The organism is Dolichospermum sp. UHCC 0260, assembly GCF_009711985.1.
Classification (GTDB): Bacteria; Cyanobacteriota; Cyanobacteriia; order Cyanobacteriales; family Nostocaceae; genus Dolichospermum; species Dolichospermum lemmermannii.
Window position 1 is genome coordinate 125769 of record NZ_VIKZ01000001.1, and the last position, 10229, is coordinate 135997.

11 protein-coding genes are annotated in these 10229 nt (G+C 39.7%); 4 read left to right on the forward strand and 7 right to left on the reverse strand.

Features of this window, described 5'->3' with window-relative positions; all coding sequences use genetic code 11:
- On the reverse strand, window positions 1-358 hold a 358-nt coding region (locus FJR08_RS00615; protein WP_168631821.1), incomplete at its 3' end, for a tetratricopeptide repeat protein.
- Window positions 359-887: 529 nt separating this feature from the next.
- Entirely contained in the window at window positions 888-2210 is a 1323-nt protein-coding gene (locus tag FJR08_RS00620; RefSeq protein WP_168631822.1) for a dihydroorotase, read from the reverse strand.
- Window positions 2211-2493: 283 nt separating this feature from the next.
- Here FJR08_RS00620 and lepB point away from each other — a divergent pair, with 283 nt between their 5' ends.
- Together lepB and FJR08_RS00630 are read left to right on the forward strand one after the other, a co-directional pair.
- Complete coding sequence (lepB, locus tag FJR08_RS00625) at window positions 2494-3150, forward strand: signal peptidase I (RefSeq protein ID WP_015078075.1); 657 nt, start codon at window positions 2494-2496, stop codon at window positions 3148-3150.
- A gap of 4 nt (window positions 3151-3154) precedes the next feature.
- A complete protein-coding gene (locus FJR08_RS00630) occupies window positions 3155-3940 on the forward strand; it encodes an MOSC domain-containing protein (protein WP_168631858.1) in 786 nt (261 codons plus the stop codon).
- Between the two features lie 172 nt (window positions 3941-4112).
- On the opposite strand, the gene FJR08_RS00635 is transcribed toward FJR08_RS00630, so the two are convergent.
- Window positions 4113-4745: a bifunctional 4-hydroxy-2-oxoglutarate aldolase/2-dehydro-3-deoxy-phosphogluconate aldolase gene (locus tag FJR08_RS00635; protein WP_041458166.1), complete on the reverse strand. Its 633-nt coding sequence runs from the start codon at window positions 4743-4745 to the stop codon at window positions 4113-4115.
- Between the two features lie 213 nt (window positions 4746-4958).
- On the opposite strand from FJR08_RS00635, the gene FJR08_RS00640 reads away from it, so the two are divergent.
- Together FJR08_RS00640 and FJR08_RS00645 are read left to right on the forward strand one after the other, a co-directional pair.
- Window positions 4959-5207 (forward strand): hypothetical protein, encoded by a 249-nt coding sequence (locus FJR08_RS00640; protein ID WP_015078072.1) that lies wholly within the window; start codon window positions 4959-4961, stop codon window positions 5205-5207.
- 2 nt (window positions 5208-5209) lie between these two features.
- Entirely contained in the window at window positions 5210-6436 is a 1227-nt protein-coding gene (locus tag FJR08_RS00645) for a murein transglycosylase A (RefSeq protein WP_168631823.1), read from the forward strand.
- A gap of 88 nt (window positions 6437-6524) precedes the next feature.
- On the opposite strand, the gene FJR08_RS00650 is transcribed toward FJR08_RS00645, so the two are convergent.
- From FJR08_RS00650 to FJR08_RS00665, 4 genes are all read right to left on the reverse strand, one after another.
- Entirely contained in the window at window positions 6525-7397 is an 873-nt protein-coding gene (locus FJR08_RS00650) for a DUF5895 domain-containing protein (protein WP_168631824.1), read from the reverse strand.
- Window positions 7398-7665: 268 nt separating this feature from the next.
- Window positions 7666-9009 carry a histidine phosphatase family protein gene (locus FJR08_RS00655; protein ID WP_168631825.1) on the reverse strand — a complete coding sequence of 448 codons (1344 nt, stop codon included), beginning with the start codon at window positions 9007-9009 and terminating at the stop codon, window positions 7666-7668.
- A gap of 117 nt (window positions 9010-9126) precedes the next feature.
- Window positions 9127-9333 (reverse strand): hypothetical protein, encoded by a 207-nt coding sequence (locus FJR08_RS00660; protein WP_148763622.1) that lies wholly within the window; start codon window positions 9331-9333, stop codon window positions 9127-9129.
- A 6-nt stretch (window positions 9334-9339) separates the two neighbouring features.
- The gene (locus FJR08_RS00665) at window positions 9340-10167 is read right to left on the reverse strand and encodes an alpha/beta fold hydrolase (protein WP_015078067.1); all 828 of its coding nucleotides are present in this window, start codon (window positions 10165-10167) and stop codon (window positions 9340-9342) included.
- Window positions 10168-10229: the final 62 nt, after the last annotated feature.

Genomic DNA, 10229 nt, shown 5'->3' on the forward strand with positions numbered 1-10229 from the left:
GGAAAGCAGCAACAGCCTCTTCTTGTTTATCTTGGGCATTTAGGACATTACCTATACCAACATAAGCTTCTGCATCTTTAAGATTGAGTTGTAGGGCTTTTTGGTGTGCTGCTAATGCCTCTGGTAGTTTTCCCTGTCGTCGTAAAGCATTACCCAAATTGTTATAAGCCTTGCCATTATTGGGTTCAACCCGCAAAATCTCACGCCAAATCGTCTCCGCTTGGGAGTTGTTACCCACAGATTCGGCTGTTTCACCTTGTTTAAATAGCTGTTGGACACTATTTTGAGCAAATACAAGCTGGGGTGTGGTAGTTAGAGATAAGGTGAGCAATAAAATACTTAATATCCGATTTCGCATAATAATATTATATATTTGCCAGAATTTGATGCTTTAATCTTAATTTAAAACAGAGAATTTACGCAGCATATACGCAATATTATCAAAATAACCACAATAATGGAACAGAATTATACTTTACAAGGTTAGGAAATAGACTTTGTAAGATTACAAAAAACCTGTAGGTGTAGGGGTTTCAATGGTGTCAACTTAATTTAAAAATAGCTGATCTGTTGGCTTCCACAACCGCCAGGGAATAAATTCCCTGTCTCATAGCTCAAGTCCGTTAAAACGGACTCATAAATTTTCCGAGTGTTTAGAGGATGTTTGAAAAGTTTTGAATGTATAAATTGACCCCTCTCCAAACCTCTCCCCGACGCGGGGAGAGGCTTTGAAAATCCCATTCCCTGGTAGGGAAGGGGGCAGGGGGGTTAGGTTTTTGGAGATTATGGGTTTTCTCGTTAAGTTAACACCAATGAAGCTCTTGCTTTACCCCTACCGATGGAATCGAATAATTAAACGCAATCTACAAAGATTTTTAGCTACCTTGTCAGTCGTTAAAAGTTAAAGCTTGTCCGCGAATTTGCGTATTTAGCTGACCTTGATTATAAACAATTTCACCACCGACAATTGTTGTTACAGGCCAACCTGTTAAATTCCAACCTTCAAAAGAACTCCAACCACACTTGCTGACAACTTCTTCCCGTTTAACTTCATGGTAATTTTTTAAATCTACCAACACTAAATCAGCATCATAACCGGGAGTAATTTCTCCCTTATTGGCAATACCATAAGCTACAGCGACCGCTTTAGACATCCATTGCACAACTTGGGCAACAGTACATTTTCCATCCATTGCAGCGGTTAACATTAAAGGTAAAGAAGTCTCTACACCGGGCATTCCTGAAGGGGTATTTGGGTAAGTTTGGGCTTTTTCCTCCAGAGTGTGGGGGGCGTGGTCAGTGGCAATAAAGTCAATGATACCATCACGTAGGGCTTGCCAGAGAACTTCATTATCGTGAGGCGATCGCAATGGTGGATTCATTTGCGCTAAACTACCAATAGTTGCATAAGCATTAGTATTCAAAAGTAAATGCTGTGGTGTTACCTCTGCCGTCACCCAACTTGGTTTATCCTGACGTAGTAACTCCGCTTCCTCTGCGGTTGACATATGTAGAATATGTAACCGACGTTGATATTTCTTAGAAAGTTTTAACGCCAATTGGGTAGCTAATAATGCCGCTTGATTATCTTGAATTTGGGAATGAACAGCCAAATCTGTAATCCCCGCAAACTCCTGTTTTCGTTGCTTAATTCTCTCTTGATCTTCCGCATGAACAGCAATTAAACGGCTTCCTTGGGCAAAAATCGCCTCTAGAGAGTCTTCTTGGCTCACCAACAAATCTCCGTGCATTGACCCCATAAAAATCTTAATTCCCGGTGTCGGCTGGGCAGAGAGTAAATCTGGTAAATTATCAGCCGTAGCCCCAATAAAAAAGCCATAATTAACCAAGCACTTCTGGGCAGCCCGTTGTAACTTATCATCTAAAGCTGATTGGTTGATTGTCAAAGGTCTTGTATTCGGCATTTCCAGAAAGGAAGTCACACCCCCCTTAGCGCAAGCACAACTGGCAGTAAACAAGTCTTCTTTGTATTCTAGTCCTGGTTCACGGAAATGCACCTGGGGGTCAATCACACCAGGCAACAAAGTTAAACCTTGTGCGTCAATCTCACGGGTAGGTCTGGCATTAGTGATTTCTTGTCCTACTTGGGTTATGTGCCTTCCTTCTATCAACACATCCCCAATCATTGACTCACCATTGGGTAAAATAATTTCAGCGTGACGAATCAGTAAACTTTGTGGATTTGACATGGATTTAAGATTTTTCGGGATAAAGGAACTATTTATGGATGATAGATAACTTTTTCTTTAAGGTAAACTTAATTGGCACGAAGAACCTTTAATTTTGGTTTTGTGTTAAAAAATGTTTATCATCAAGTAAGCTAAAAACCTGAATGTTTGTAGCTGACAACAGAAAAGCACTAGATTTTTTTACTTTATTTAACTGTCATCTGCTCCATCTGGTTAAGATTAATAATATCAAGTCTATCTGTCTGAGTTCAATACTAGTCTCCTAACATACTTCAACAATTTCATGCAAAATCAAGCGTCTGATAAAAACTCTAGTCAAGAACCTGATAATTCCTGGATAGTAGAGCTAGGTAAAACGATGATCTTGAGTATCTTTCTGGCTCTAGGAATTCGTACCTTTGTTGCCGAAGCCCGTTGGATTCCTACTGGTTCTATGGAACCAACCCTCCATGGTGTCAAAGACCAGTGGCTGGCAGACAAGATTATTGTTGATAAAGTCAAATATAAATTTGCTAACCCCGAACGGGGAGATATAGTCGTATTTTTACCGCCACAAGAAATCCAGAATAATCCTGAACGGGAAGCATTTATTAAAAGAGTAATTGGTTTACCTGGGGAAAAAGTAGAACTCAGAGAAGGGAAAGTATATATAAATAGCCAGCCTCTACCGGAAAATGTTTACCTATCCTCTTCTGTGCGGACTTTTGTTGAAGCTTGCAATAGTAGCGGACTCCAACCTCCTTTTTTGGCTAAACCGGAAATTATTCCCGCAAATTCTTACTTAATGCTCGGTGATAATCGTCCTAACAGTTATGATGGGCGTTGTTGGGGTGTTGTTCCCCGAAAAAATATGATTGGTCGGGCTGTAGCTCGTTTTTGGCCACTTGATAGAATGGGTGCAATTGATAAAGCTCCTGCTTATTCATCTCCAAAACCATGAAATGATGCCATATCTAGCCAAGATTTTGCTATATCCAATTAAGTCGCTAGATGGTATAGAAGTAGAAAAGGCGACTATTCTCGACCGTGGCGCACTTGAGTATGACCGGGAATTTGCATTTTTTGACGCAGAAAATAAGTTTGTCAATGGTAAACGTTATCCAAAAATCCTTTTGTTGCGTTCAGAGTTTTCCCTAGAACAAAGACTGGTAAAGTTGAAGTTTCCTGGTGAAAACTCAGAACAGGTTTTTCATTTAGATCAACAACGTCCAGCATTAGCCGCAGTTGTCAGCGATTTTTTGGGTTTTCCTGTGCAACTACAGCAAAATACCGCCATGGGTTTTCCTGATGATACAGTTTCACCAGGAGCAACGGTAATTAGTACAGCAACTTTAACGGAGGTTGCGTCCTGGTTTTCTGGTATCAATGTTGATGAAATGCGGCGGCGAATGCGTGCCAATATTGAAATTGATGGTGTCCCAGCATTTTGGGAAGATGGGTTATTTGCTGCTAGTGGGGAAACAGTACCCTTTAAACTGGGAGATATCCAGTTTTTGGCAATTAACCCTTGTCAACGTTGTGTAGTTCCCACACGCGATTCTTACTCAGGGGCAGTTTACCCAAACTTTCAGAAAATATTTGGGCAAAAACGCCAAGCAACTATGCCCGCTTCTGTAAATACAGGGCAATTTAATCATTTTTATAGATTGAGTGTGAATACCCGAGTTCCCATTTCGGAAGCGGGGAAAATGATGAGACTTGGTAATAGGATCGAAATATCTTATTTCTGAATAACCACCTTACTTACAGCAGATTTCGCTCTAATGAGATACAAACTTGAATTATGAAACTCTTGTAGTGCGGGCATACTTCGACCCTTCGACAGGCTCAGGGCATCGCAAGTTCAGTACAAGTCCTGCCCGCTACATAAGTACCTCATCACACCGGAAAGTGCTGTAACTACTATTGTAACCTCTGCATGAGGGTTTTTGCTTGTTGACTGATTGCTTGCCAATTTTTCTGTAACACTGATGCTTGCGGAAATAATTCGCTACTCAACCCTACGGCTACCGCACCAACTTGCAAAAAATCTTTGGCATTTTCTAATGTCACCCCACCAGTAGGTATTAAGGGAATATGCCCAAGAGGTCCTTGTAAACTTTTGATATAGCTAGTTCCTCCCACTGATTGCACGGGAAACACCTTGACACAACTTGCTCCATAATTCCAAGCGGTAATAATTTCTGTCGGTGTCAATGCACCGGGAATAATCGGAATATTTTTGGCTACTGCGGCTTGAATCATTTCGGGATCAGTGTGGGGACTGAAGAGAAATTGCGCCCCACAAGCGATCGCATCTTCTAACTGTTGGACATTAAATAACGTTCCTGTCCCAATCATACAGTTAGGTAATTTGGCGCGGAGTTGGGAAATTAATTCGGGTGCATGATCGCTATTCCAGGTAATTTCAATTAACTGCATTCCCCCAGATGCTACAGCTATGGCCATTTGCTCACCCCATACCATTTTTGGGGCGCGAATCACCGCGATCGCTCGGTGTATTTTTAACTGTGATAACCAAACTTGATTAGACATTTTTACTGTGACTTGTAACCAAGAGGTCAAAAACCTCAAATATAAACATAACCTAGGAACAGGATCAAAACATTCCATCTTGCTGATTCACCGAAAATTATCAGGAGAATGCCGGAAACTTAAAACTTAGGAACGCAAATTTAGCCCTGAGACTGGCAAAGTGGTGTAACGTGGTGAACAATGGAGTAGCTGTATCTTTAGTCATGTAAATTTATGCCCAGAACTCCGAGTGAATATGCTGTCTTCCTGCTCTTAGACAATGGACATCGGGAAGAAGTGCGCTTTCCTACTATTCAAGAATTTCAAAAGTGGTATAGCGGTGAGCTTGTGCCAAAGTCAGCTTCTCATGATTTTATTAGCGTACCGATTAAAAATATTCAGGGAGAATATATGGTGGTACGTCCGTCTAAGATTGCAGGGATTCGAGTAGAACCAATTTTTAATTCCAGTATTGAAAGATAAAAATGAGAAAAAACCTTACTTTGCTTGCTTTAAGTCTGGGAATTGCCTTGATAAATCCACTTTCGTCAGTTGTCGCTCAAGCTCCTAATTCACAGCCAGTTACAATCCCAGTAACGCCTGAAGTACCACCAGCAGTATTACCAGCCCTCGAACCTATTAATTTAGAAACTGTTTGTACGCCCCAAAATTGCCTGGGTTTGGACGAACAACTTTGGGGTAAACAAGGTGATAAACAAGCATTGCTAAGTTCTATAGATAACAGTTTGCGCTATTTGGCAACTAATAAAGCGATCGCTATCTATCAAACTTACCCAATTAAGGGAATTACCCTAAATCGGGTGCAGCAGAGTTTGCTACGCTTTCGACAACTAGTTGTAAGTTCTCAGTCAGCGGCAGAATTACAAGCTGCTGTGCGCCGGGAATTTGTCTTTTACCAGTCTGTAGGCAACGATGGTAAGGGAACTGTTAAGTTCACTGCTTATTATGAGCCTGTGTATACTGCCAGCCGTGTCAGGACTTCTGTATACAAGTATCCTCTTTATCGTCTGCCACCGGATTTCCAGAAATGGCCAAAACCTCATCCTAAAAGGATTGATTTGGAAGGCAAGAATGGGTTGCTGGGGGATAAAAGCAGGTTGCGAGGGTTAGAACTTCTGTGGTTTAGTAATCGTCTAGATCCATACATGGTTCATATCCAAGGTTCAGCCCAAATTAAATTAACCAATGGACGCAGAACATCCGTTGGTTATGCTGGAGGAACTGATTATGCTTGGACTTCCATTGGTAAAGAACTGGCAAAAGATGGCAAACTACCACTTAGTGGTTTAACTATGCCTAAATTAATTACTTATTTTCGCCAACATCCCAAGGAGTTAAGTAATTATTTACCCCGTTGGGAAAGATTTGTTTTCTTTGCAGAAACTAACGGTACACCAGCGACGGGTAGTATTCTTGTTCCTGTCACTGCGGAACGTTCCATTGCTACAGATAAATCTCTCATGCCACCGGGTGCATTAGCCCTAATTATCAATTCTTTTCCCTATCCTACTAATGGTGGCAAACTGGAATCTCGTCTAGTTAACCGTTTTGTCTTAGATCAAGACACAGGTAGTGCAATTAAAGGCCCAGGAAGAGTTGATTATTTCATGGGTTCTGGTGAATTAGCAGGCGATCGCGCTGGTATTTCCGGCGGTAACGGTTTACTATTCTATTTATTACTGAAAGAATAGGTAATTGGTAATTGGTAATTGGTAATTGGTAATTGGTAATTGGTAATTGATTATTACTCCCCAATCCCTAGTCCCCAGTTCCCAGTCCCTAATAAGGTGGATAACTAAATTCATCATCATCTGCATAGAGATAAGAACTAGTAACACCAGAAGTTTCTACTTTAGAAGCTTCTGGTTTAATTACTTCCTTACCAAATTCTTTGTATTCTTCAAAAGTCTTACAAATAATTGCTGACTCAGGGGAATCTGAGGCAATCATATAATCTATTAAAGTTGAAATTGTGGGATGTTTATAATCTACAGTTGAAGCTACCAAAGCAATATTCGGTTCTATTCCTCTTTCTTCCGGTTCAATTATAGGGCAAAAAATCCCATGAGCATGAAATAAAGGACCCTTGGGAGTTAGTGGTTTCTTTTGAAAACCAGCATAAGCTTTTTCCAATTCTCCAGCAAAACCGCCAGTAATTCTCCCTTGTTGATATTCAGCGTAATTTTTACCAAAACTAGCGCCGGGTGAACCACTCAGAGTTAATTGTAGAGGTGATTGATGCAAAAACTTTTTATCTTCACCGACTAAAAAAATCAAATGGCGAGTATAAATTTTGAATTTAAGTTTATCAGCTAAAAACTCTTCTTTGTAATCTTTGTATGTACCTAATCTAATCTTAGTTTCCCGATCTTGCACAGATAACGGACCACGACGCACAATCACCAGTTTAGGAGTAGTAGTAATAAATATTGTTTCTACTTCTCCAGAACTAAATTCATGTTCTACCTGTTGCCAATTATCATCTGCTTCAAACCCAACAGATTGAGCATTATCACGGCTAATCGCTAAACCATAGCTTTGTAAACCATCTGTACCATAGCGAGGATTGATCATTAAACCCCAGGGAATCACTTGGGACGGTGGGGCATTAAATTTTTCGTCTTCAAAGTCGAACTTAGCAGATGCTTTCATGATTTTAGAATATCAGTGTGTTTAATTTAATAAGTCTATCGTTTGTACCATATTTTGTACCATCTATCTCCGGTATCAGGCACTTTGTGAATTAGATTGTAACAATTTCCGTTTAAATCCATTAATTCATCCCTTCTTATCTGCGTTTATCTGCGTTTATCTGCGTTTATCTGCGTTTATCTGCGTTTATCTGCGTTAAATTATTCTTAATCTCCTACTCTATTTGATATTAGGGCAATTCATCAATTACCCTAACAACTTATCTCAACTACAATGCACCAGCCGCAGTTTTATCAAGAACACCATTACTTAAATGCCCAGTAATATTCATCGCTTGCAGAACTGGATAACCTTGAATCCCATGAGGATAATCAATGACACTCACAGCACCATTACCTTGACGGAAGTTCCAGAAATTCTCGTTAGATAAACCGAGAATATGGCATAACAAGGTTTTATTAGTGGCATCATGGGCGACGACCAATCCTAGTTGTAATTGCTGTTGTTCGGCATTTTCAACTATAGTATTCCAATCAGTAACACTGCGTTCTTTGACCTGTTCTAAATTTTCCCCTTCTGGCATTTGCACATTGGCGGGAATTGTGCGCCAACTTTCTAATTCACCAGGAAATTCTTGCTCAATTTCCGATTCAAATTTGCCTTCCCAAAGTCCATGACTAATTTCTCTTAAACCAGCAAATAGTTCTAATTTCAAACTAGCATGATATTTTAAGATAATTTCCGCTGTTTCCTTGGGACGGGACATGGTACTGCTAACAGCAAAATCAATATTTACGTCTTTGAGAAATTCTGCGGCTTTTGCAGCTTGGTTTCTACCATGATCATTGAGGGGAATATCAATTTGTCCTTGAAATTTGCCTTGACGATTCCATTCTGTTTCCCCGTGACGCACTAATAATAATCTTACGCCTTCGTGACCAGGACGCAAGGAAGGGAAAGTTTCACCCAAATGTTGGGTTTGATTCATGGATTCTAACTGCACTGGTTCACCCAAACCACCAGCAAAATTCAAGATACTAATGCCGCAGTTAGATTGTTGTAAACAATGGTAACGACTGGGGGCAATTCCCAAAGCGGTGCTAATTAAGGCACGATTGATGCCATTATGACCCACAATCAGGATAGTTTCGCCTTGGTGTTGGGGGAGAACCTCTTGCCAAAACTGTTTGGCTTGAGCGTATAAAGCCAGAACTGGGAAATGTTCTCTAGTCCCGGAATCTTCATTGACAACCATGCGAAACTCGTGGGGACGTTGTTTCCAAGTGCGGTAATCTTCAGTAAAGTTTTCTTTGACTTCACTTGTAGTCATTCCTACCCACAGAGGTAAATCAACTTCTACTAAGTTTTCATCAATTTGAATCACAGGAGATTGTGTAGCTAATTGACTACGGATAATTTCCGCTGTGGATTTTGCTCGCTGGAGGGGACTACTATAAATAGCTTGAAAGGAAATACTACTGAGGGCAATACCAGCTTGACTGGCATCATTTTGGCCTTTTTCGGTTAATGATGAGGCATCAGTGCGCCCTTGGATACGTTTTTCTATATTGTAGGTACTTTGACCATGACGCACGATGATTACACGGGTCATTTGTTTGTTTTCCTCTATTGAAAGCCCTAATTTTACTGCAAAATGTCCTCCTTGGACGATTCTGCTCTGTTGCTGATAGGATTTAAAATACAGAATTAACAATTAATACACGCTAAATTAATGACTAATCTCTAATTTTAAACAACATAATTCATCTATTTTAACTGGCTTAATAGGTAGAAGTAAGTTTGATGGTAGCTTTTTTCCTTCTAGTGCTGCGGTAAATCCTTCGTTAACTATTATTGCTAATGCTTTGCGGGTGGGAGAACATTTATTGACAAGAAAGTAGTATTTGTAGTTATTTTTAGATAATTTTAGGCTCAAACCCAATTACGAACAACTTAAAAACTCTTTGACTTTTGCCAAATAAGTTTCTGCGTCTTCCAACATCGGAAAATGTCCCGTATTAGGAATAATATTTAATTCAACCTTATCACTTAAAGCTGCGGCTGTTTTTCCTAATTTAGCCGGAATAATAATGTCATATTCCCCAGCAATTAGCAAAGTTGGGATAGTTAATTTCGCAAATTCTCCCGGCATTGTTTCCGCTTGTTCTTGACTAACAGAAGTATAAATAGTCCCTAAAGCCGCATCATAATTAGCATTAATAAAATCTTCTAAAAAAGCCTGTCGTTCAGCTTTAGGAATAGAACGATGTAAAAACCTAGCCATAAACATTCTATCAGCCAAGGGAATTTTACTTAACCATTGGGGACGGAATTTAACTACATAACCACCGAATTGATGAAAAGCAGAAAAAGCCTTTTCATCATATTCAAAAATTCCACTACAAGTTAAAATTCCCTTTTCAACTTTTTGGGGATAACGATTAAAAAATAAAGTAGCAATAGAAGCACCCATAGAATGGGCATTAATATAAACACGATCAAGATTTAACTCATTTAATAAAACCGCCAAATCTTCCGCATATTCTGTTAATTCATAACTTAAATGAGGCTGACATTGAGAACGGCCAAAACCCCGTAAATCATATAATAAACAATCAAAATTATCTAATAAAGCCTCAGCCGTACTTTGCCAATATCTTGCTGAACCAGCCCAACCATGCAAAAAAACCATCACCGGTTTCATAACATCTGATGATTTTTTCATCCACTCGTAATAATGATCAACACCCCGAACATTTATATAACTCATTGTCACAATTAAGAATTAAGAATTAAAAACTAACAATTGTCAATTGACAACTGACAATTGAC